This is a genomic window from Comamonas granuli NBRC 101663 (assembly GCF_000739995.1).
Taxonomy (GTDB): Bacteria; Pseudomonadota; Gammaproteobacteria; order Burkholderiales; family Burkholderiaceae_C; genus Simplicispira; species Simplicispira granuli.
In genome coordinates, this window is record NZ_BBJX01000010.1 from 30,802 (window position 1) to 50,057 (window position 19,256).

The 19,256-nt window shown below is 67.0% G+C and carries 26 protein-coding genes; 23 read left to right on the forward strand and 3 right to left on the reverse strand.

Annotation, left to right across the window (positions count from 1 at the left end):
- Positions 1–2: 2 nt before the first annotated feature.
- From CGR01S_RS11495 to CGR01S_RS11535, 9 genes are all read left to right on the forward strand, one after another.
- On the forward strand, positions 3–485 hold the full coding sequence (locus CGR01S_RS11495; protein WP_042426985.1) for a DUF6511 domain-containing protein: 483 nt from the start codon (positions 3–5) through the stop codon (positions 483–485).
- A complete protein-coding gene (locus CGR01S_RS11500) occupies positions 482–1,216 on the forward strand; it encodes an isoleucyl-tRNA synthetase (protein ID WP_042426988.1) in 735 nt (244 codons plus the stop codon). The genes CGR01S_RS11495 and CGR01S_RS11500 overlap by 4 nt, the downstream gene beginning before the upstream one ends.
- Entirely contained in the window at positions 1,213–1,440 is a 228-nt protein-coding gene (locus CGR01S_RS11505) for a helix-turn-helix domain-containing protein (protein WP_042426992.1), read from the forward strand. The genes CGR01S_RS11500 and CGR01S_RS11505 overlap by 4 nt, the downstream gene beginning before the upstream one ends.
- On the forward strand, positions 1,433–3,715 hold the full coding sequence (locus tag CGR01S_RS11510; protein ID WP_042426995.1) for a phage/plasmid primase, P4 family: 2,283 nt from the start codon (positions 1,433–1,435) through the stop codon (positions 3,713–3,715). Before CGR01S_RS11505 ends, CGR01S_RS11510 begins: the two co-directional genes overlap by 8 nt.
- A 140-nt stretch (positions 3,716–3,855) precedes the next feature.
- The gene (locus CGR01S_RS11515) at positions 3,856–4,332 is read left to right on the forward strand and encodes a crossover junction endodeoxyribonuclease RuvC (protein ID WP_042426999.1); all 477 of its coding nucleotides are present in this window, start codon (positions 3,856–3,858) and stop codon (positions 4,330–4,332) included.
- Position 4,333: 1 nt separating this feature from the next.
- A complete protein-coding gene (locus CGR01S_RS11520) occupies positions 4,334–4,537 on the forward strand; it encodes a hypothetical protein (RefSeq protein WP_042427002.1) in 204 nt (67 codons plus the stop codon).
- A complete protein-coding gene (locus CGR01S_RS11525) occupies positions 4,530–4,928 on the forward strand; it encodes a DUF6362 family protein (protein ID WP_042427005.1) in 399 nt (132 codons plus the stop codon). The genes CGR01S_RS11520 and CGR01S_RS11525 overlap by 8 nt, the downstream gene beginning before the upstream one ends.
- Positions 4,929–5,280: 352 nt before the next feature.
- Complete coding sequence (locus tag CGR01S_RS11530; RefSeq protein ID WP_042427009.1) at positions 5,281–6,678, forward strand: site-specific DNA-methyltransferase; 1,398 nt, start codon at positions 5,281–5,283, stop codon at positions 6,676–6,678.
- Entirely contained in the window at positions 6,675–7,937 is a 1,263-nt protein-coding gene (locus tag CGR01S_RS11535; RefSeq protein ID WP_042427012.1) for a site-specific DNA-methyltransferase, read from the forward strand. The genes CGR01S_RS11530 and CGR01S_RS11535 overlap by 4 nt, the downstream gene beginning before the upstream one ends.
- Here the strand turns inward: CGR01S_RS11535 and CGR01S_RS11540 are convergent.
- The 3 genes from CGR01S_RS11540 to CGR01S_RS11550 form a co-directional block, all read right to left on the reverse strand.
- Complete coding sequence (locus CGR01S_RS11540; RefSeq protein WP_042427018.1) at positions 7,904–8,266, reverse strand: hypothetical protein; 363 nt, start codon at positions 8,264–8,266, stop codon at positions 7,904–7,906. The two genes, CGR01S_RS11535 and CGR01S_RS11540, sit on opposite strands and share 34 nt — an antisense overlap.
- Before the next feature lie 93 nt (positions 8,267–8,359).
- On the reverse strand, positions 8,360–8,974 hold the full coding sequence (locus tag CGR01S_RS11545) for a DUF3489 domain-containing protein (protein WP_042427023.1): 615 nt from the start codon (positions 8,972–8,974) through the stop codon (positions 8,360–8,362).
- Positions 8,975–9,050: 76 nt separating this feature from the next.
- Complete coding sequence (locus CGR01S_RS11550) at positions 9,051–9,317, reverse strand: hypothetical protein (protein WP_042427025.1); 267 nt, start codon at positions 9,315–9,317, stop codon at positions 9,051–9,053.
- 117 nt (positions 9,318–9,434) lie between these two features.
- Here CGR01S_RS11550 and CGR01S_RS11555 point away from each other — a divergent pair, with 117 nt between their 5' ends.
- The 14 genes from CGR01S_RS11555 to CGR01S_RS11620 are packed head-to-tail and all read left to right on the forward strand — an operon-like array spanning position 9,435 to position 19,256.
- The gene (locus CGR01S_RS11555; RefSeq protein WP_042427368.1) at positions 9,435–9,971 is read left to right on the forward strand and encodes a hypothetical protein; all 537 of its coding nucleotides are present in this window, start codon (positions 9,435–9,437) and stop codon (positions 9,969–9,971) included.
- Positions 9,971–11,947, forward strand: coding sequence for a phage terminase large subunit family protein (locus tag CGR01S_RS11560; protein ID WP_042427027.1), 1,977 nt, complete (start codon positions 9,971–9,973; stop codon positions 11,945–11,947). The genes CGR01S_RS11555 and CGR01S_RS11560 overlap by 1 nt, the downstream gene beginning before the upstream one ends.
- Before the next feature lie 7 nt (positions 11,948–11,954).
- Positions 11,955–12,158 carry a phage head-tail joining protein gene (locus CGR01S_RS11565; protein ID WP_042427031.1) on the forward strand — a complete coding sequence of 68 codons (204 nt, stop codon included), beginning with the start codon at positions 11,955–11,957 and terminating at the stop codon, positions 12,156–12,158.
- Position 12,159: 1 nt separating this feature from the next.
- The gene (locus tag CGR01S_RS11570) at positions 12,160–13,695 is read left to right on the forward strand and encodes a phage portal protein (protein WP_042427034.1); all 1,536 of its coding nucleotides are present in this window, start codon (positions 12,160–12,162) and stop codon (positions 13,693–13,695) included.
- Positions 13,692–14,936, forward strand: coding sequence for a S49 family peptidase (locus CGR01S_RS11575; protein ID WP_042427038.1), 1,245 nt, complete (start codon positions 13,692–13,694; stop codon positions 14,934–14,936). The genes CGR01S_RS11570 and CGR01S_RS11575 overlap by 4 nt, the downstream gene beginning before the upstream one ends.
- Before the next feature lies 1 nt (position 14,937).
- On the forward strand, positions 14,938–15,315 hold the full coding sequence (locus CGR01S_RS11580; RefSeq protein ID WP_042427041.1) for a head decoration protein: 378 nt from the start codon (positions 14,938–14,940) through the stop codon (positions 15,313–15,315).
- 2 nt (positions 15,316–15,317) lie between these two features.
- Entirely contained in the window at positions 15,318–16,322 is a 1,005-nt protein-coding gene (locus CGR01S_RS11585) for a major capsid protein (RefSeq protein ID WP_042427044.1), read from the forward strand.
- Positions 16,322–16,621 (forward strand): head-tail joining protein, encoded by a 300-nt coding sequence (locus CGR01S_RS11590; RefSeq protein ID WP_042427046.1) that lies wholly within the window; start codon positions 16,322–16,324, stop codon positions 16,619–16,621. Before CGR01S_RS11585 ends, CGR01S_RS11590 begins: the two co-directional genes overlap by 1 nt.
- A 4-nt stretch (positions 16,622–16,625) precedes the next feature.
- A complete protein-coding gene (locus CGR01S_RS11595) occupies positions 16,626–17,072 on the forward strand; it encodes a hypothetical protein (protein ID WP_042427049.1) in 447 nt (148 codons plus the stop codon).
- A 5-nt stretch (positions 17,073–17,077) separates the two neighbouring features.
- Positions 17,078–17,278, forward strand: a complete 201-nt coding sequence (locus CGR01S_RS11600; protein WP_042427052.1) for a DUF7210 family protein — start codon at positions 17,078–17,080, stop codon at positions 17,276–17,278.
- A complete protein-coding gene (locus CGR01S_RS11605) occupies positions 17,275–18,027 on the forward strand; it encodes a phage tail tube protein (RefSeq protein ID WP_042427054.1) in 753 nt (250 codons plus the stop codon). The genes CGR01S_RS11600 and CGR01S_RS11605 overlap by 4 nt, the downstream gene beginning before the upstream one ends.
- Before the next feature lie 11 nt (positions 18,028–18,038).
- The gene (locus CGR01S_RS11610; protein ID WP_042427057.1) at positions 18,039–18,431 is read left to right on the forward strand and encodes a DUF6631 family protein; all 393 of its coding nucleotides are present in this window, start codon (positions 18,039–18,041) and stop codon (positions 18,429–18,431) included.
- Entirely contained in the window at positions 18,428–18,637 is a 210-nt protein-coding gene (locus CGR01S_RS11615; protein ID WP_042427370.1) for a hypothetical protein, read from the forward strand. Before CGR01S_RS11610 ends, CGR01S_RS11615 begins: the two co-directional genes overlap by 4 nt.
- Complete coding sequence (locus tag CGR01S_RS11620; protein ID WP_042427061.1) at positions 18,612–19,256, forward strand: DUF6441 family protein; 645 nt, start codon at positions 18,612–18,614, stop codon at positions 19,254–19,256. The genes CGR01S_RS11615 and CGR01S_RS11620 overlap by 26 nt, the downstream gene beginning before the upstream one ends.

The window sequence follows — 19,256 nt, forward strand, 5'->3', positions numbered from 1 at the left end:
GAATGAAATGCTGGGTCTGCAAACGACAGGCGCGCGGCTACGGCCACACGGATGGCCGGTTCCAGACCGCCGATCCGCGCCGCTACGTGATGGACTGGGTGTTCTGCTCACGCCGCTGTCAGGACGCCTTTCACGCGCTCTATGGCAACTGGACGCGCGTGCAGGAAGGGCGCACGCCCAAGACGGAGGTCGCCATGATCGATCCGTCTGATGTCGAGCTGGGCGCGATGCGCAAATGCCTGAAGGCCTTCGGCGAGGCAGCGGGCGAGATTGGTTTCGGCAAACCGCTGGGCGACTACGCCGAAGCCGAGGCGCTGCGCGTCATCGACGCCATCGTCACCTGCTACACGGAGGCGATGGTCGAGCACCACGAGGTGACCAAGTACCCGCCTGTGCGCGGCATGGAGCCGACGCCCGATCCGTTCGGCTTCTCCGATCTGGAGGACAAGGCGTTCTGGGACGAGCCAAAGGGGAAGAAGCCATGATGGACTTCAATTCCTCGGCCAGCGTCTCCGGCCAGATCACGGCACTGATCGACATCGGGATGCAGCGCATGCGCGAGCAGCAACCCGCGCGCGACTACCTCGGCGCATCGCGTCTGGGCATCGAGTGCGAGCGCGCCTTGCAGTTCGAATATGCCAAGGCTCCCGTGGATCACGGGCGCGACACGGGTGGTCGGATGCTGCGCATCTTCGAGCGCGGCCACGTCATGGAGGACTGCATGGTGGCGTGGCTGCGCGGCGCGGGTTTCGACCTACGCACGCAGAGACCCGACGGCGGCCAGTTCGGTTTCTCCGACGCGCACGGTCGGCTGCGCGGTCACGTCGATGGCGTACTCGTCGACGGGCCGGAGGGCTTCCGCTATCCCGCGCTGTGGGAGAACAAATGCCTCGGCGCGAAGGCGTGGCGCGAGCTGGAAGCCAAAGGCCTCGTGGTCGCCAAGCCGGTGTATGCGGCGCAGGTCGCGCTGTATCAGGCGCACCTGCAACTGCACGAGCACCCGGCGCTGTTCACCGCGATCAACGCCGACACGATGGACGTCTACGTCGAGCTGGTGGACTTCGATTCTTCGCTGGCGCAGCGCATGACCGACCGCGCGGTCAAGGTCATCTCCGCGACCGAAGCCGGTGAGCTGCTGCCGCGCAACTTCAACGACGCCACCCATTTCGAGTGCCGCATGTGCGCGTGGCAAGACCGCTGCTGGAGGCCGACATGAACCACACCCCTTTGGATCAGGTGCTCGGCGAGCAATTCATCGACGCGCGCCAAGCGGCGCTGATGTTCAATCTGCCGACCTACTGGCTCTCGCAAGCCAAGGAACGCCAGCAGCGCCGCATCCCGCACTACCGCGTCGGCAAGCTCGTTCGCTTCAAGCCCAACGAACTGGAAGGGTGGATCGTCGCGCAGCAGCCCTCCGACGAGGAGGCTGTGGATGCTTGATTTCAACGACACGCACACCCCTGTTCCTCGTGACCTCGGCGCCGAACGCGAAGCGATCCGCGCCGAACTGCTGGCGCGGCTGGAATCGGTGCTGGCCGCACTGTTTCCGGCAGGCCGAAAGCGCGGCGGCAAGTTCCTCTCCGGCGACGTGCTTGGCAGTCCGGGCGACAGTCTGGAGATCGTGCTCGATGGCGACAAGGCGGGCCTGTGGACGGATCGCGCCACGGGCGACGGCGGTGACATCTTCGCGCTGATCGCCGCCCACCACGGCATCGATGCCCACGCCGGCTTCCCGCGCACGCTCGACGCGGCGACCGAACTGCTCGGACGTGCTCCGATGGCGCTGGCGCGCAAAACGAAAAAGGAAGCGCCCGTCGACGACCTCGGCCCGGCCACCGCGAAGTGGGACTACCTCGACGCCTCCGGCAAGCTGATCGCGGTCGTCTACCGCTACGACCCGCCCGGCCGCAAGAAGGAGTTCCGTCCGTGGGATGCGCGCCGTCGCAAGATGGCTCCGCCCGATCCGCGCCCGCTCTACAACCAGCCGGGCATGAGCAGCGCCGCGCAGGTGGTCTTGGTCGAGGGCGAGAAGTGCGCGCAGGCGCTGATCGACGCGGACGTCAATGCCACCACCGCGATGCACGGCGCGAACGCGCCGGTCGAGAAGACCGACTGGTCGCCGCTGGCGGGCAAGGCCGTGCTCATCTGGCCCGACCGTGACAAGCCGGGCTGGGAGTACGCGACGCAGGCGGCACAGGCCATCCTGTCGGCGGGCGCGAAGACCTGCCACATTCTGTACCCGCCCGAAGAAGCGGCGGAAGGCTGGGACGCGGCGGACGCCGTGGCCGAAGGCTTCGACGTCGCGGCCTTCCTCACTCACGGCCCGCGCCTCCAAATGCACGACATCGACGAGGATGCCGCGCCGGTCGTCAGCAGCGACGAATCGGTGTGGGGCACCGAAGATGCGCTGGCGCTGGCCTTCACCCGGCGCTACCACCGCGACTGGCGCTACGTCGCGGCATGGGGACGCTGGCTGGTGTGGGACGGGCACCGCTGGCGCACCGAGGACACGCTGGCGGCGACCGACCTGATCCGCAGCGTCTGCCGCCACGCCGCCGTCCACGCCGACAACCCGAAGATCGCCGCCAAGCTCGCCACCTCCGGCACGGTCGGCGGCGTCGAACGGCTGGCGCGCGCGGATCGCAGGCACGCGGCCACCACCGCCGAATGGGACGCCGATCCGTGGCAGCTCAACACGCCCGGCGGTGTGGTCGATCTCAAGACCGGCAGGCAGCGCACGCACGACCGTGCCGACCGGATGACCAAGATCACCACGGCCACGCCCGGTGGCGACTGCCCGATCTGGCGGCAGTTCCTCGCCGAGGTCACGGGTGGCGATGCCGAGCTGCAAGCCTACCTGCAACGCATGACTGGCTACGCGCTCACCGGCTCGACGCAGGAGCACGCGCTGTTCTTCCTCTACGGCACGGGCGCGAACGGCAAGTCGGTGTTCGTCAACACGCTGGCCACGATCCTGGGCGACTACGCGGCCAACGCGCCGATGGACACGTTCATGGAGACGCGCACCGACCGGCATCCGACCGACATGGCGGGTCTGCGCGGCGCACGGTTCGTTGCCGCCATCGAAACCGAGCAAGGGCGGCGTTGGGCCGAGTCGAAGATCAAGAACCTCACGGGCGGCGACAAGATCTCCGCGCGCTTCATGCGGCAGGACTTCTTCGAGTTCTTCCCGCAGTTCAAGCTGTTCGTCGCGGGCAACCACAAGCCCGCCATCCGCAACATCGACGAGGCGATGAAGCGGCGTCTGCACCTGATCCCGTTCACGATCACCGTGCCACCCGACCGCCGCGACAAGCATCTCCAGCAGAAGCTCTTGGCCGAGCGGGACGGCATCTTGGCGTGGGCGGTTCAGGGCTGTCTCGACTGGCTGCGCCTGGGCAGGCTCGATCCGCCGCAGCAGGTGCTCGAAGCGACCGAGGAGTATTTCGAGGCCGAGGACGCGCTGGGCCGCTGGCTCGACGAACGCTGCGTGCGCGAGGCCAACGCGAAGTCGCTGACCGCCGAGCTGTTCGGCGACTGGAAGCAGTGGGCTGACTCCGCAGGCGAGTTCATCGGCTCGCAGCGCCGGTTTTCCGACCTGCTCATCACCCGTGGCGTCGAGAAGTGGCGCAACACGGCGGGCGTTCGCGGCTTCCGTGGCATCGGCCTCAAGAACCCGCCCACGCCCGCTTACACCCCATACGCCGACGACTGACTGCCATGCCGACGCATCCGACTGACACATTTGACGCACTACGTCGTAACTTTCCCCGCGCGGGCGCGTGCGCACGCCTCATAGGGGTTTCGATACCGCGTGTCGGATGCGTCAGTCCTCACCGAACGAGGAACGCAACCATGACCACCACCATCCTCGCCCTCGACTTGGGCACTATCACCGGCTGGGCGCTGCGCGGCAGCGACGGCCACATCACCAGCGGCTCTGAGAACTTCCGCTCGCAACGCTTCGAAGGCGGCGGGATGCGCTTCCTGCGCTTCAAGCGGTGGCTCACGGAACTGAAGGCCGTGACCAGCGGCATCGATGCGCTGCACTTCGAGGAAGTCCGCCGCCACGTCTCGACCGACGCGGCGCACGTCTACGGCGGCTTCCTCGCCACGCTCACGGCGTGGTGCGAGCACCACCAGATTCCGTATCAGGGCGTGCCGGTCGGCACGATCAAGAAGCACGCCACGGGCAAAGGCAACGCGGGCAAGGACGAGGTGATCGCCTCCGTCACCGCGCGCGGCCATTCGCCGTCCGACGACAACGAGGCCGACGCACTGGCGTTGCTGCACTGGGCCATCGCGCAGCACGATCTGGAACGGGAGGTGTGAGATGAAGATTCCCACGCCCACCTATCGCTGCCCGCTGGCGCGCGTCCAGCCCGAGACCACCGACCTCGAAGCGATGAAGCAGCGCGGCTGGCGCGACCAGCACATCCTCGTCGTCAACGCTGCCGACGAACGCCTCGACTTCATCGAGCGCGAGTTCATCCGCCGGATCGGCGAACGGCTCTACGGAGGGGCGCGTCATGGCTGACCGTCGAACCCCGTGGACGATTGACGACGTGGCCGCGCGCTTCGAGGAGGCGGCGAGCACTGGACGTCGCCTGCCGCCCGTGCGTGTGCAGGGCTACTTCAACACGTGGCCGATCATCGTGCGCAAGGAGTGGGAAGCCTTTGCCGCCGACGAGCACGTCTACCGACCGTTTCCTCCGACCCCGGACGCCATCGACCGGATGCTGGAGACGATGAAGTGGGTGCAGTGGCTGGAGGTCGAGCAACGGCATCTGGTGTGGATGCGCGCCAAGCGGTACGGCTGGCGCGACATCACCATCCGCATCGCCTGCGACCGCACGACGGCATGGCGACGCTGGCAGCGCGCCTTGCAGACGGTCGCCGACCAACTCAATGGCGTCGTCGTCGCGTAGTGATTTGGCGTGATTTGGCGCGCATGGTCTGCAATGCGAGTGCATCGGCGAGCGTCAGCGGCTTTTGAGCGTGCAACAAAAACCGGCTCCCGAGCGTAGTATTCAGTCCATGCTCGGGATCAGTGACGAAGAAGCCACAGTCGCTTCAAAGCCACGCTCCCGAGGCGAAATGGGCCCTTCCTGCGGAATAACCCATGCGGGGGGCGCGAGCGCGACGCTTTCCTAGCGTCAGGGTGCGAACCGAGGTTCGCACGGTTCGCAGGTTCGCACCCCGTCCAGTTCGCACCTATTCACTCCAACCCGCCCACGGCATCGTCCGTCGGCGGGTTTCGTTTTTCCGGAACCCGAAACCTTGAACCTCTTGAACGTCGATTACCGCAAGGTCGAGACGCTGATCCCCTACGCCCGCAATCCGCGCACGCACAACGACGCGCAGATCGCCAAGATCGCGGCCAGCATCGTCGAGTACGGCTGGACGAACCCGATCCTCGTGGATGGCGACAACGGCATCATCGCGGGCCACGGGCGTCTGGCCGCCGCGCGCAAGCTGGAACTGGCAGACGTGCCGGTCATCGAGCTGGCGCACCTGAGCCCGGCGCAGAAGCGCGCCTATGTCATCGCCGACAACCGGCTCGCGCTGGACGCGGGTTGGGACGAGGAGATGCTGGCACTGGAACTGGCCGAGCTGTCCGAGGCCGGATACGAGCTGGCGCTCACGGGTTTCGAGGACGGCGAGCTGCAAGACCTGCTGGCCAGCGCCGAGGAGCCGGATGGCAACACGCGGGTCGAAGAATCGGCGGACGACGCCGACGACGTGCCGGAAGTTCCAGCCACGGCAGTGTCCCGCGCGGGTGACGTCTGGGCCATTGGCGCGCATCGCCTGATTTGTGGCGATGCCGCAGACGCCGACGTGGTCACCATCCTGATGGCGGGCGAGCGCGCGGCGTTGTGCTTCACGTCGCCGCCCTACGGCAACCAGCGCGACTACACCACCGGCGGCATCGCCGATTGGGACGCACTGATGCGCGGCGTGTTCGACCGACTGCCGATGGCCGACGACGGTCAGGTGCTGGTCAACCTCGGCCTGATCCACCGCGACAACGAGTTCGTCCCGTATTGGGAGGCGTGGCTCGGCTGGATGCGGGCGAAGGGTTGGCGGCGTTTCGGCTGGTATGTCTGGGATCAGGGGCCGGGAATGCCCGGCGACTGGCAAGGCCGCTTCGCGCCCAGCTTTGAGTTCGTGTTCCATTTCAACCGCGCCAGCCGCAAGCCGAACAAGATCGTGCCCTGCAAGTTCGCCGGGCAGGAAACGCACCTGCGCGCCGACGGCTCGTCCACCGCGATGCGCAACAAGGATGGCGAGGTCAACGGCTGGACGCACGCAGGCCAACCGACGCAGGACATGCGCATCCCTGACTCGGTGATCCGCATCATGCGCCACAAGGGGAAGATCGGCGAAGGCATCGACCACCCCGCCGTGTTCCCGGTCGCGCTGCCGCAGTTCGTCATCGAGGCATTCACCGCCGAGGGCGATGTGATGTTCGAGCCGTTCGGCGGCAGCGGCAGCACGATGCTGGCCGCGCAGCGCACCGGGCGCATCTGCCGTTCGGTCGAGATCGCGCCGGAGTACGTCGATGTCGCCGTCCGGCGTTTCCGGCAGAACCATCCCGACGTCGCCATCACGCTGCTGGCCACCGGCCAGAGCTTTGATGCAGTTGCCGCCGAACGCGAAGTGGAGGTGGCAGCATGAAGTGGCTGGCCGACAAGATCGAGCAATGGCCGATCGCCAAGCTCGTGCCCTATGCCCGCAACGCGCGCACGCATTCGGATGCGCAGGTGGCGCAGATCGCCGCGAGCATCGCGGAGTTCGGCTTCACCAATCCTGTCCTCGCGGGCAGCGACGGCGTGATCGTCGCTGGGCACGGACGATTGGCCGCCGCGCAGAAGCTCGGCCTCGATGCTGTGCCCGTGGTCGTGCTCGACCACCTGACGCCGACGCAGCGCCGCGCGCTGGTAATCGCGGACAACCGCATCGCCGAGAACGCCGAGTGGGATGAAGAACTGTTGCGAGTTGAACTGGAAGGCTTGCAGGACGAAGGCTTCGACCTCGACCTGACCGGCTTCGACGCCGACGCGTTGGCCGAACTGCTGGTGGGTGACGAACCCGACAACGAGGGCCAGACCGACGACGACGCTGTGCCGGAGGTCAGCGAGACGCCGGTCTCACGCCCCGGCGATGTCTGGCAGCTCGGCCCGCATCGTCTGCTGTGCGGCGACGCGACCGTGGCCGCGAGCTATGAAGCGCTGCTCGATGGCGAGACGGTGGACATGGTCTTCACCGACCCGCCCTACAACGTTAACTACGCCAACAGCGCGAAGGACAAGCTGCGCGGCAAGGATCGCGCGATCCTCAACGACAACCTCGGCGACGGTTTTTACGATTTCCTGCTGGCGGCGCTGACGCCGATGGTCGCGCACTGCCGGGGCGCGATCTACGTGGCGATGTCGTCCAGCGAACTCGACACGCTGCAATCGGCCTTCCGCGCGGCGGGCGGCAAGTGGTCGACCTTCATCATCTGGGCGAAAAACACCTTCACGCTGGGCCGCGCCGACTACCAGCGCCAGTACGAACCGATCCTCTACGGATGGCCCGAAGGCGGCGAGCGCCACTGGTGCGGCGACCGCGACCAGGGCGATGTGTGGCAGATCAAGAAGCCGCAGAAGAACGACCTGCACCCGACTATGAAGCCGGTGGAACTGGTGGAGCGCGCGCTGCGCAATTCCAGCCGCCCGGGCAACGTGGTGCTCGATCCATTCGGCGGCTCCGGTACCACGCTGATCGCCGCCGATAAATCAGGCCGCATCGCGCGCCTGATCGAACTCGACCCGAAGTACGCCGACGTGATCGTGCGGCGCTGGCAGGACTGGAGCGGCAAGCAAGCGATTCGCGTGGCCGATGGCCTGCCGTTCGACGTTCAGGCGGCGAGTTCCTCGCTGATGGCGCAGTGAATCACGAAGCCCGTCAGGTAGGGCAGCTCGCGCGGGATGCCGTAGTCGCGGCTGGTCTGGCGTCCAATCGTCCAGCCCATCCACTGCTGCGTGGCGGCGTCGATGGCGTCCTGCATGCTCTTGCCGTCGAACAGGCCATTGTGGACTTCGTCCGCGAAGTGGCGTCCGTAGCGGCTGTCGAGGAAAACGCGGACGGTGTCGAAGTCCTCGCCCGTGGCGTTGGCGACGGCGTTCATGGCCAAGGGCCACGCGATGCTGGCGTGTCCGCCCATCGTGCCCCAGAAACCCCAACCCTCGTTGCGTGTGGCGGGGATGGTCTCGTTGCTCATGTTCTGCTCCTTGGTGGCTGCGTTGCGATGCTTGTAGTAACGCGCTGTGCGAGCCGGAAGCCAAGCTCTATCTGGCCTCCGGCTCGATCTTTCTCAGGCGACGCGGTAGACGCGCTCGCCGCCCCGGGCCTTGTCCGAGGTGAGGGTCAGTCCGAGCTTCTTCTTGAAGGCTCCGGCGAAGGTGCCGCGCACGGTGTGGGCCTGCCAGCCGGTGGCGGCGCAGATCTGGCTGATGGTCGCGCCCTCCGGGCGCTGGAGCATCCGGATGACCTCGGCCTGCTTGCTGTTCTTGCGGCTGCGCGTGGCGGGCTTGTCGCTGTCGGCCTTCTGCTTCGTCCACTGAGCTTCGGCGGCGCTCACGGCGGCCTCCAGTTCCGCATCAAGGGGCTCCGGAACTGTGGGCGCTGTGGTCTGGGAGGCTTCGGCGTTGGCGATGACTTCGTCGAGCTTGACCTCGAAGCTGCCGATTCGCCTCTCGCTACCGGGGCGCGGCATGCCCAGGGCGTCGTAGCCCTCGGCGGCGACGCGCCAGCTCTTGCCGTCCTGGCCGTCGGGCGTGATCAGGGCGCGGTTGAACATGCCTGCCAGCACCTTCGTGCGCGCACCGCCTTTGATGTTGTCGGGAAACCACTCGATCTTGCCACCGCTGGTGTTGATGGCCTTGGCGAGGATGGCGTGCTGGGCCAGGGTGAGTTGCGTGGTGCTCATGGTCTGCTCCTTTGCAGTGGTTGATTGGGATCGTGATGAACGCGCTGTTCACCGGTGAAGCCAAGCTCTTTCTGCTTCAACGCCCGCGCAGCGACGAGATGCCCGCTTCGGCCAGTTCGAGGGCGGCGGCATGGAACGCGGTTTCCGCGATCCACGGCGCAGTCCGCGCGTCATCCAACAGTTGATCGACGACCGTCTTGGCGCTGGCGCGCATCGATGCACAGGCAGCTTCGAGTTGGGCGTTGCTGGCAGTGGCGACTTCGTTGCGGCAGACGCGAACCAAGACCGTCATCGCGGCTTCGGCGAGCTTGATGGCGAGGGTGTCAGGGGCTGGCTTGTTCATGGGTCGTCCTTTCGACGTGGTTGATGGCGTGACGTGATGAACGCGCTATTCCCAATGGAAGCCAAGCTCTTTCTGCTCGCACAGGAGCCACCCGAAAAATGATTGAAGAAGGTGCCGATGGGACTCTCGATTCGCGCCTATGCGCGCCACCGTGGCGTTTCCGACGCGGCGGTGCGCAAGGCCATCGCGGCGGGCCGCATCACGCCGGAGGCCGACGGCACCGTTGACCCGGATCGCGCCGACGCCGAGTGGGCCCGCAACACCGAAGCGCCGCGCAACGGCACGCGGGCCAGGCCCGTGCGCGTGGCCGTACCGCCTGACACCGCACCTGCAGGCGACGGCCCGGCCGCACTCCCTGCGGGTGGTACCTCGCTGCTTCAGGCCCGCACCGTCAACGAGGTCGTCAAGGCGCAGACCAACAAGGTGCGGCTGGCGCGGCTCAAGGGCGAACTGGTCGAGCGCAATCAGGCCATCGCCCACGTCTTCAAGCTGGCGCGCGCCGAGCGCGATGCGTGGCTCAACTGGCCTGCGCGCGTGTCAGCGCAGATGGCGGCCAAGCTCGCCATCGACCCGCACACGATGCACGTCGCGCTGGAAGCCGCCGTGCGCGAGCACTTGCAGGAACTGGGCGATCTGCGCCCGCGAGTGGATTGATGGACATCGACTACGAAGGCGCTGCCGAAATCGCTCGCGCGTGGCGCGAAGGGTTGACGCCCGATCCGCTGCTGTCCGTGTCGGAGTGGTCAGATCGGCACCGAGTGCTCTCCAGCAAGGCGTCCGCCGAGCCGGGCCGTTGGCGCACGGGGCGCACGCCGTACCTCAAGGCCATCATGGACAGCCTGTCGCCGACTTCGCCGGTCGAACGCGTGGTGTTCATGAAGGCCGCACAACTCGGCGCGACCGAGATGGGGTCGAACTGGATCGGCTACGTCATCCACCACGCGCCGGGGCCGATGATGGCCGTGTGGCCCACGGTGGAGATGGCCAAGCGCAACTCCAAGCAGCGCATCGACCCGCTGATCGAGGAATCGGGCGTGCTGGCCGAACTGATCGCTCCGGCGCGCTCGCGCGATTCGGGCAACACGATTCTGGCCAAGGAATTTCGGGGCGGCGTGCTGGTGATGACGGGCGCGAACAGCGCCGTGGGCCTTCGCTCGATGCCGGTGCGCTACCTGTTCCTCGACGAAGTGGACGGCTACCCGCTGGACGTCGAGGGCGAAGGCGATGCTGTTTCTTTGGCCGAGGCGCGCACGCGCACCTTCGCCCGGCGCAAGATCTTCATCGTCTCGACGCCGACGATCTCCGGCGCCTCGGCCATCGAGCGCGAGTACGAGGCCAGCGACCAGCGCCGCTACTTCGTGCCATGTCCGCATTGTTCGCACCGGCAGTGGCTGCGCTTCGAGCAGTTGCGCTGGGACAAGGGCCAGCCCGCGACGGCAGCCTACGTCTGCGAATCCTGCGACACCGCCATCGCCGAGCACCACAAGACCTGGATGCTCGAACACGGCGAATGGCGCGCGATGGCCGACACCTCGGGCAAGACGGCGGGCTTTCACCTGTCGTCGCTCTACAGCCCGGTCGGCTGGCGCGCGTGGGGCGACATCGCCGCCGCGTGGGAGGCGGCGGTCAGCAAGGAATCCGGATCGGCGGCGGCGATCAAGACCTTCAAGAACACCGAACTCGGTGAGACGTGGGTCGAGGAAGGCGAGACGCCCGACTGGCAGCGGCTGGTCGAGCGCCGCGAGGACTATCGGCTGGGCAGCGTGCCGCTGGGCGGCCTGCTGCTGGTGGGTGGCGCGGACGTGCAGAAGGATCGCATCGAAGTTTCGGTCTGGGCCTTCGGGCGCGGCAAGGAGGCGTGGCTGGTCGAACACCGCGTGCTGATGGGCGACACCGCCCGCGAGCAGGTGTGGCAGCGGCTGGCAGAAATGCTCGGCGAGCACTGGACGCACGCCAGCGGCACGGTGATGCCACTGGCCCGCTTCGCGCTGGACACCGGTTTTGCGACGCAGGAGGCGTACAGCTTCGTGCGCGCCAGCCATGACGCGCGCGTGATGGCGGTCAAGGGCGTGGCGCGCGGCGCAGCGCTGATCGGCACGCCGACGGCGGTGGACATGACGGCGGGCGGCAAGCGGCTGCGCCGTGGCATCAAGGTGTTCACGGTGGCGGTCGGCATCGCCAAGCTGGAGCTTTACAACAACCTGCGCAAGGCGGCGAATGTCGGCGAGGACGGCGTCACCACGGCGTTTCCTGCGGGCTTCATCCACCTGCCCAAGATCGACGCCGAGTTCATCCAGCAGCTCTGCGCCGAGCAACTGATCACTCGCCGCGACCGCAACGGCTTCCCCGTGCGTGAATGGCAAAAGATGCGCGAGCGCAATGAAGCGCTCGACTGCTACGTCTATGCCCGCGCCGCTGCGGCGGCGGCAGGGCTGGATCGCTTCGAGGAGCGCCATTGGCGCGAACTGGAGCGGCAACTCGGGGTGGCGTCCCCATCGGACGACCCGCCACCCCTGAACGACATCGAACTCAACGAGGCCACCCATCGCGGTGGCCTCGCTGTCTCTGGCACCCGCAACAGCAGCAAGAGCGGTCGGCGCGTCATCAAGAGCCGATGGCTGACCCGATGAGGAACCCGTGAGCTACACCCGCAAACAACTCGATGCGCTCAAGAAGGCGCTGGCCACCGGCGAGCGCCGCGTGAGCTTCGGCGACAAGACGGTCGAGTACCGCAGCGTCGCCGAACTGCAGGCCGCGATCCGCTCGGTCGAAGCCGAGATCGCGCGCGGCGCGGGCGCGGCCAAGCGCCAGATCCGCATCACCACGGGCAAGGGCTTCTGACATGGCGTGGTTCGCCCAAACCGTCCGTCGCCTGTTCGGTCAGTCGCCCGTCCACGAGGCCGCGGGCCGTGGCCGTCGCGCGCTGGCGTGGATGCCCGGCAACCCCGGCGCGGTGGCCGCGATGCTGGCCACCAGCACCGAACTGCGCATCAAGAGCCGCGACCTCGTGCGCCGCAATGCCTGGGCGCAGGCGGGCATCGAAGCCTTTGTCGCCAACGCGGTCGGCACCGGCATCAAGCCGCAGAGCCTGTCGGGTGATGAGCAGTTCAAGACCGAAGTGCAGGCGCTGTGGCGCGACTGGGTCGAGGAAGCCGACGCCGCAGGCCAGACCGATTTCTACGGCCTGCAGTCGCTGGCCTGCCGGGCGATGCTCGAAGGCGGCGAATGCCTGATCCGGCTACGCCCGCGCCGCCCGGAGGATGGTCTGGCCGTGCCCCTGCAACTTCAGTTGCTGGAGTCCGAACACCTGCCGATGCACCTCAATACCGATTTGCCGTCCGGCAACGTGGTGCGCTCGGGCATCGAGTTCGACGCGATGGGGCGGCGCATGGCCTACCACCTGTACCGCTCGCATCCCGAAGACGGCGGCCTCGCGCCGATGTCGGGCCAGGGCGGCATGGACACGGTGCGCGTCGATGCGCGCGAAGTGATCCACCTGTACCGCGTGCTGCGCCCCGGCCAGATTCGCGGCGAACCCTGGTTGTCGCGCGCGCTGGTCAAGCTCAACGAACTCGACCAGTACGACGACGCCGAGCTGGTGCGCAAGAAAACCGCCGCGATGTTCGCGGGCTTCGTCACGCGCGCCAACCCCGAGGACAACCTGATGGGCGAAGGCGCGGCTGACGGCGGCGGCATCGCGCTGGCCGGGCTGGAACCCGGCACCTTGCAGATTCTGGAGCCGGGCGAGGACATCAAGTTCTCCGATCCGGCCGACGTGGGCGGTTCGTACTCCGAGTTCCTGCGCACCCAGTTCCGCGCGGTGGCTGCCGCCATCGGCATCACCTACGAGCAACTGACCGGCGACCTGACGGGCGTGAACTATTCAAGCATCCGCGCCGGGATGCTGGAGTTCCGCCGCCGCTGCGAGATGGTGCAGCACGGTGTGCTGGTGCATCAGCTGTGCCGCCCGGTGTGGGCGGCGTGGATGAAGCAGGCCGTGCTCGCGGGCGCGCTCGATGCGCCGGGCTTTGCGCGCGGGGGCGCTGCACGACGCCGCCAGTACCTCGCCGCCAAGTGGGTGCCGCAGGGTTGGCAGTGGGTCGATCCGGAGAAGGAATTCAAGGCCATGTTGCTGGCCATCCGCTCCGGCCTGATGTCGCGCTCGGAAGCCATCTCGGCCAACGGCTACGACGCCGAGGACGTCGACCGCGAAATCGCCGCCGACAACCAGCGCGCCGACGACCTCGGCCTGATCTTCGATTCCGACCCTCGCTACACGTCCCGCGAGGGCTCGTCGCGTGACGCCGTGGAAGACGCACTGCTGGCCGATGCCGTGCCCGGCACGCCCAGCCAGTCCAGCCCGAAGGACACCCCATGAACCTGCTGCCCCATCTGTCGGCGCGCCTCTTCGGCGTGCCGCTGGCGATCCATCGCCCCAAGCTCGACGTCATCTTGGCCGTGCTGGGCCCGCGCGTCGCGTATCGACAGAACACTGCCGATCTGGCCGCCGCGCCGGGCTTCACGCCTCCGACACGGGCCGCGTCCGCATCGTCGCCCGGCGTGGCGGTCATCCCGATCCACGGCACGCTGGTGCGCCGCACGGTCGGGCTGGAAGCCGAATCGGGTCTGAACAGCTACGCGACCCTCACGCAGCTGCTGGACTCGGCCCTCGGCAACCCGGCGGTGTCGGCCATCCTGCTGGACATCGATTCGCCTGGCGGCGAATCCGGCGGCGTGTTCGACCTGGCCGACCGCATCCGCGCGGCCAGCCAGATCAAGCCGGTCTGGGCCGTCGCCAACGACATGGCCTTCTCGGCCGCCTACGCGTTGGCGTCCGCCGCCAGCCGGGTGTTCGTCTCGCGCACCGGCGGCGTCGGCTCCATCGGCGTCATTGCGATGCACGTCGACCAGTCCGAGAAGGACGCGCAGGACGGCCTTCACTACACCGCCGTGTTCGCGGGCGACCGCAAGAACGACCTCAACCCGCACGAGCCGATGTCTGGCGAGGCCCACGCCTTCCTCAAGGCCGAGGTCAATCGTATCTACGGCCTGTTCGTCGAGACGGTGGCCCGCCACCGTGGCTTGGAGCCTTCCGCCGTGCGCGACACCGAGGCTGGTCTGTTCTTCGGACAGGCCGCCGTCGCCATGGGTCTTGCCGATGCCGTCGGCAGCTTCGACGACGCGCTGGCGCAGCTCCACGCATCCCTGTCCCCCAACCCGACTCCGGTGGCTGCTGCCACGCGGGCGGGCCCTTTGTGCAACCACCCCCAGGAGTCATTGATGAATGATCGAACCGACCCCGCTGCTCTTGATCGGCCTCTTGCTGATCCTGCTGGCAGTGCTCCTCAACCGCCCGCCGCCGTCACGTTGAGCGTGGCCGACGCCATCGAGATCGCGCAGACCTGCACGCTCGCCGGTCGCACCGACCTGATCGCGGGCTTTCTCGAAACCAACACCGCACCCGCCACGGTGCGCAGCCGATTGCTCGCCGCACAGGCCGAAGCCAGTCCGGAAATCAGCAGCCGCATCACGCCCGACGCCGCGCGTCCCACCGCCAGCAACGCGCTGATCGATGCGGCCAAGAACCTCGCCGCGCAGTCCGCCAAGAAGGAGATCTGAAATGCCCGTCCTCGCCGAACCGCTGAATCTGGGCGATCTGCTCAAGTACGAAGCGCCCAACCTCTACTCGCGCGACCGCGTCACCGTCACCTCCGGCCAGAACCTGCCGTTGGGCACGGTGCTCGGCATCGTCACTGCTTCCGGCAAATACAAGCAGATCGACCCGTCCGCCGAAGACGGCACACAGGTTGCCGCCGCCGTGCTGCTGCAAGCCTGCGATGCGTCGCTCGGCGACCGCGATGACGGCCTCGTCGTTGCGCGTCACGCCATCGTCGCCGACCACGCGCTCGCGTGGCCCGACGCCATCACCAACTCCGAAAAACTCACCGCCTTGGCGCAGCTCAAGGCGCTGGGCGTGCTCGTCCGCCAAGGAGCCTGACCATGAACAACCCCTTCGGCAATCCCGCGTTCTCGATGGCGGCGCTGACCGCCGCGATCAACATCCTGCCCAACCGCTACGGGCGACTCGAAGAACTGAACCTGATGCCCGCCAAACCCGTGCGTCAGCGCCAGATCGTCGTCGAGGAAATGAACGGTGTGCTCAACCTGCTGCCCACGTTGCCCCCGGGTTCGCCCGGCACGGTCGGCAAGCGTGGCAAACGCAATCTGCGCTCCTTCGTCGTGCCGCACATCCCGCACGATGACGTGGTGTTGCCCGAAGAAGTGCAAGGCATCCGCGCCTTCGGTTCGGAAACCGAAACCGAGACGGTCGCGGGGGTCATCGCGCGCCATCTCGAGACCATGCGCAATAAGCACGCGATCACGCTGGAGCACCTGCGCATGGGCGCGCTCAAGGGCGTGATCCTCGACGCCGACGGCAGCGAACTGGTCGATCTGTTCGATGCCTTCGACATCACGCCGCAGGCGGTGTCCTTCGAACTGGGCACGGCGGGCACCAACGTCAAGGCCAAGTGCGGCACATTGCTGTCCACCATCGAGGACAACCTCAAGGGTGAGTTCATGAACGGCGTCCACTGCCTGTGTTCGCCGGAGTTCTTCGCCGCGCTCACCGGCCACGCGAAAGTCGAGAAGGCGTTCGAGAACTGGCAGAACGGCGCGATCCTCATCAACGACATCCGTCGCGGCTTCACCTACGGCGGCATCACCTTCGAGGAGTACCGGGGCCAGGCCACCGATGCCAACGGCACCGTGCGCCGCTTCATCGCCGCTGGCGAGGCGCACGCCTTCCCGCTGGGCACCATCGACACCTTCGGCACCTACTTCGCACCGGCGGATTTCAACGAAACCGTCAACACGGTCGGCCAGCCGCTGTACGCCAAGCAGGAACCGCGCAAGTTCGACCGTGGCACCGATCTGCACACGCAGTCCAACCCGCTGCCGATGTGCCATCGCCCCGGTGTGCTGGTGAAGCTGACGGTGGCGTGATGGGCCTCGTCGAACAGGTCTATGCAGCTGCCGCCAACGCGGGCCTGACGGTGCGCTGCCGCTGGACGCCTGCGGGCAGTCCGGCCAAGACGCAGCAGGTGGGCTTCTCTGCGCCCGACGACACCGTGCTCGATGGGCTGGCTTTGAGCACCGACTACGCGATGACCTATCCCGCGTCGGGCCTCGATGGACTGGCCGTGCGCGACGTGGTGGTCATCGACGGCCACAGCTATCAGGTGAGCGACATCCGGGCCATCGGCGACGGTTCGGAAATGCGCGCCAAGCTCACCCGGCTCTGACGCCATGTCCGCCCACTCGATCCGCGAGCGGATTCTGCTCGCAGTGCTTGATGCTGTCCGCGCGCCGGTGGAAACGCTCGGAGCCACGCTGCACCGCTCGCCCACGGTGGCGATCAGCCGGGAGCAATGCCCGGCGCTGGTGGTGTTCCCCGAATCCGATGCCATCACCGAACGCGCCAACGACCGCGTGACACGCGTGTTGACCGTCCGCCTCGTCGCGCTAGCTCGCGCCGTGCCGCCTGCCATCCCGGAAACCGAAGCCGACCGGCTGCTCACCGCCACCCACGCCGCGCTGCTGGCCGACGGGAATCTGGGCGGTCTTTGCCTCGGCATCCGCGAACAGGAATGCGAGTGGGACGTGGAAGACGCCGACGCGGTGGCCGCCGCGATTCCGGCGCGCTACGCGATCACCTACCGGACGCTGGCCAGCGATCTCTCAACCACTGGATGACACCCATGACCTCAATCGTCTTGACACGCCCGCACACGCACGCGGGCAAGTCCTTCAAGGCAGGCGAACGGCTCGATGTGGATGGCGGCACTGCCGATTGGCTGGTCGCCAACGGCATAGCCCGGCACGTCACCGAGCCGTCCGCCGCCGCCGCCCGCATCGACGCCGATCCCAAACCCGTTCAACGCAAGGAATCCAAATCATGAGCACCTACGCCAGTTTTCAGGGCCGCGTCTTCCTCGGTAAACGCGACGAATCCGGCCAGCCCATCGAAGTGCGCTCGCCCGGCAACGTCGCCGAGCTGAAGCTCTCGCTCAAGACCGACGTGCTGGAGCACTACGAAAGCCAGACCGGCCAGCGATCGCTCGACCATCGCATGGTCAAGCAGAAGTCGGCCACGGTGAACCTCACCATCGAGGAATTCACCAAGGAAAACCTCGCGCTGGCGCTCTACGGTAACCATGTCACCGGCAGCACCGGTTCTGTCACCGCTGAAACCGTCGGTGGCGCGACGCCCATCATCGGCGACCGCTACTTCTTCGCGCATCCGAAGGTGTCGGCGGTGGTCATCACGGATTCGGCAGGCACGCCCGCGACGCTCACCGCAGGCACGCACTACACGGTGGACACCGATTTCGGTGCCCTCCAGTTTCTGGATACCACCGGCTTCACCGCACCGTTCAAGGCCGCCTACACCTACGGTGCGGCCACCGAGATCGGCATCTTCACGCAGGCGCTGCCGGAGCGCTTCCTTCGGCTGGAAGGCATCAACACCGCGCAGGGCAACGCCAAGGTGCTGGTCGAGCTGTACCGCGTGGCCTTCGATCCTTTGAAGGAAATCTCCTTTATCTCGGACGAGTACAACAAGTTCGAGCTGGAAGGCTCGCTGCTCGCCGACAACACCAAGCCCTATGACGCGGTGCTGGGCCAGTTCGGCCGCATCGTGCAGCTGTGAAGGAGCGTGCCATGAGCGATCTGGACGCACTCGTTCCGCAGGCCGTGGAACTGGTCATCGACGGCGAGCCACTGGCCATCAGGCCGCTCAAGGTCGGGCAGTTGCCCGCCTTCCTGCGTGCCATCACGCCGGTGATGCAGTACCTCGGGGGCGACGGCATCGACTGGCTGGCCCTTTTCGGTGAGCGCGGCGACGACCTGCTGACGGCGGTGTCGATTGCCGTCGGCAAACCGCGCGAATGGGTCGATGCGCTCGACGCCGACCAGGCCATCCTGCTGGCAGCCAAGGTGATCGAGGTCAACGCAGATTTTTTTACGCGGACGGTGATGCCAAGGCTCGACGGCCTGATCGCGCAGACCAGCGCGGTGGCGGTCACGGCTGGTTCGACGCCGTCCAGCACCTGATCGCCCACGGCCACCGCTTGCCCGACATCCTCGACTACACCCTGGCGCAGATGCGCGGCTTCAGCGCCGCCACCGTGCGCGCCGATGCTGCGCGCGACGCGAACCTCCTGTCGCTGATTGCTATCGGCACGCGCGGTGATTCGCGCCACCTCGACCAGACCCTCGACAGGCTTCAAGACCATGCGCATCTCGGTTCGCATCGATAGCAAGGCCGCGCAGGCGCAGTTGCGTCGATGGGGCGGCGAGTTCCGCGAGAAGGTGCAGAAGGCGGTCGCGCGCGGCATCGCTAGCGAGGCCACCGAGTTGAAGCAGGACGTGCGCAGTCACGTCGCGGGCCAGATGACGGTGGTCAAGAAGTCCTTCGTCAAAGGCTTCACCGCCAAGGTGCTGGACAAGGACAAGAACCGGCTGCCCGCGCTCTACGTCGGCTCGCGCATCCCGTGGTCGGGCATCCATGAGCACGGCGGCCAGATCGGCGGGCGGATGCTGATCCCACTGCACGGGCGTGTGGGCCGCAAACGCTTCAAGGCGCAGATCGCCGAGTTGATGCGCGGCGGCAATGCGTATTTCATCAAGAACGCCAAGGGGAACCTCGTGCTGATGGCCGAGAACATCAAGGAACACGACCGGCCACTGGCAGGCTTTAAGCGCCGCTACCGCAAGGCCGAAGGCATCAAGAAACTCAAGCGCGGCGCGGATGTGCCCATCGCCGTGCTGGTGCCGCGCGTGCAATTGAAGAAGCGCCTGAACGTCGAGCGCATGGTGGCCGGGCGCATTCCGCGTCTGTCGGCGGCCATCGAGAAGCAGTTGCGGCAGGTGGACTGA

Excerpts from the sequence above, each read along its gene's own strand:
- CGR01S_RS11495 (WP_042426985.1), top strand. The coding sequence starts at position 3 with ATGAAATGCTGGGTCTGCAAACGACAGGCGCGCGGCTACGGCCACACG.
- CGR01S_RS11500 (WP_042426988.1), top strand. The coding sequence starts at position 482 with ATGATGGACTTCAATTCCTCGGCCAGCGTCTCCGGCCAGATCACGGCA.
- CGR01S_RS11505 (WP_042426992.1), top strand. The coding sequence starts at position 1,213 with ATGAACCACACCCCTTTGGATCAGGTGCTCGGCGAGCAATTCATCGAC.
- CGR01S_RS11510 (WP_042426995.1), top strand. The coding sequence starts at position 1,433 with ATGCTTGATTTCAACGACACGCACACCCCTGTTCCTCGTGACCTCGGC.
- CGR01S_RS11515 (WP_042426999.1), top strand. The coding sequence starts at position 3,856 with ATGACCACCACCATCCTCGCCCTCGACTTGGGCACTATCACCGGCTGG.
- CGR01S_RS11520 (WP_042427002.1), top strand. The coding sequence starts at position 4,334 with ATGAAGATTCCCACGCCCACCTATCGCTGCCCGCTGGCGCGCGTCCAG.
- CGR01S_RS11525 (WP_042427005.1), top strand. The coding sequence starts at position 4,530 with ATGGCTGACCGTCGAACCCCGTGGACGATTGACGACGTGGCCGCGCGC.
- CGR01S_RS11535 (WP_042427012.1), top strand. The coding sequence starts at position 6,675 with ATGAAGTGGCTGGCCGACAAGATCGAGCAATGGCCGATCGCCAAGCTC.
- CGR01S_RS11540 (WP_042427018.1), bottom strand. The coding sequence starts at position 8,266 with ATGAGCAACGAGACCATCCCCGCCACACGCAACGAGGGTTGGGGTTTC.
- CGR01S_RS11545 (WP_042427023.1), bottom strand. The coding sequence starts at position 8,974 with ATGAGCACCACGCAACTCACCCTGGCCCAGCACGCCATCCTCGCCAAG.
- CGR01S_RS11550 (WP_042427025.1), bottom strand. The coding sequence starts at position 9,317 with ATGAACAAGCCAGCCCCTGACACCCTCGCCATCAAGCTCGCCGAAGCC.
- CGR01S_RS11555 (WP_042427368.1), top strand. The coding sequence starts at position 9,435 with ATGGGACTCTCGATTCGCGCCTATGCGCGCCACCGTGGCGTTTCCGAC.
- CGR01S_RS11560 (WP_042427027.1), top strand. The coding sequence starts at position 9,971 with ATGGACATCGACTACGAAGGCGCTGCCGAAATCGCTCGCGCGTGGCGC.
- CGR01S_RS11570 (WP_042427034.1), top strand. The coding sequence starts at position 12,160 with ATGGCGTGGTTCGCCCAAACCGTCCGTCGCCTGTTCGGTCAGTCGCCC.
- CGR01S_RS11575 (WP_042427038.1), top strand. The coding sequence starts at position 13,692 with ATGAACCTGCTGCCCCATCTGTCGGCGCGCCTCTTCGGCGTGCCGCTG.
- CGR01S_RS11580 (WP_042427041.1), top strand. The coding sequence starts at position 14,938 with ATGCCCGTCCTCGCCGAACCGCTGAATCTGGGCGATCTGCTCAAGTAC.
- CGR01S_RS11585 (WP_042427044.1), top strand. The coding sequence starts at position 15,318 with ATGAACAACCCCTTCGGCAATCCCGCGTTCTCGATGGCGGCGCTGACC.
- CGR01S_RS11590 (WP_042427046.1), top strand. The coding sequence starts at position 16,322 with ATGGGCCTCGTCGAACAGGTCTATGCAGCTGCCGCCAACGCGGGCCTG.
- CGR01S_RS11595 (WP_042427049.1), top strand. The coding sequence starts at position 16,626 with ATGTCCGCCCACTCGATCCGCGAGCGGATTCTGCTCGCAGTGCTTGAT.
- CGR01S_RS11600 (WP_042427052.1), top strand. The coding sequence starts at position 17,078 with ATGACCTCAATCGTCTTGACACGCCCGCACACGCACGCGGGCAAGTCC.
- CGR01S_RS11605 (WP_042427054.1), top strand. The coding sequence starts at position 17,275 with ATGAGCACCTACGCCAGTTTTCAGGGCCGCGTCTTCCTCGGTAAACGC.
- CGR01S_RS11610 (WP_042427057.1), top strand. The coding sequence starts at position 18,039 with ATGAGCGATCTGGACGCACTCGTTCCGCAGGCCGTGGAACTGGTCATC.
- CGR01S_RS11620 (WP_042427061.1), top strand. The coding sequence starts at position 18,612 with ATGCGCATCTCGGTTCGCATCGATAGCAAGGCCGCGCAGGCGCAGTTG.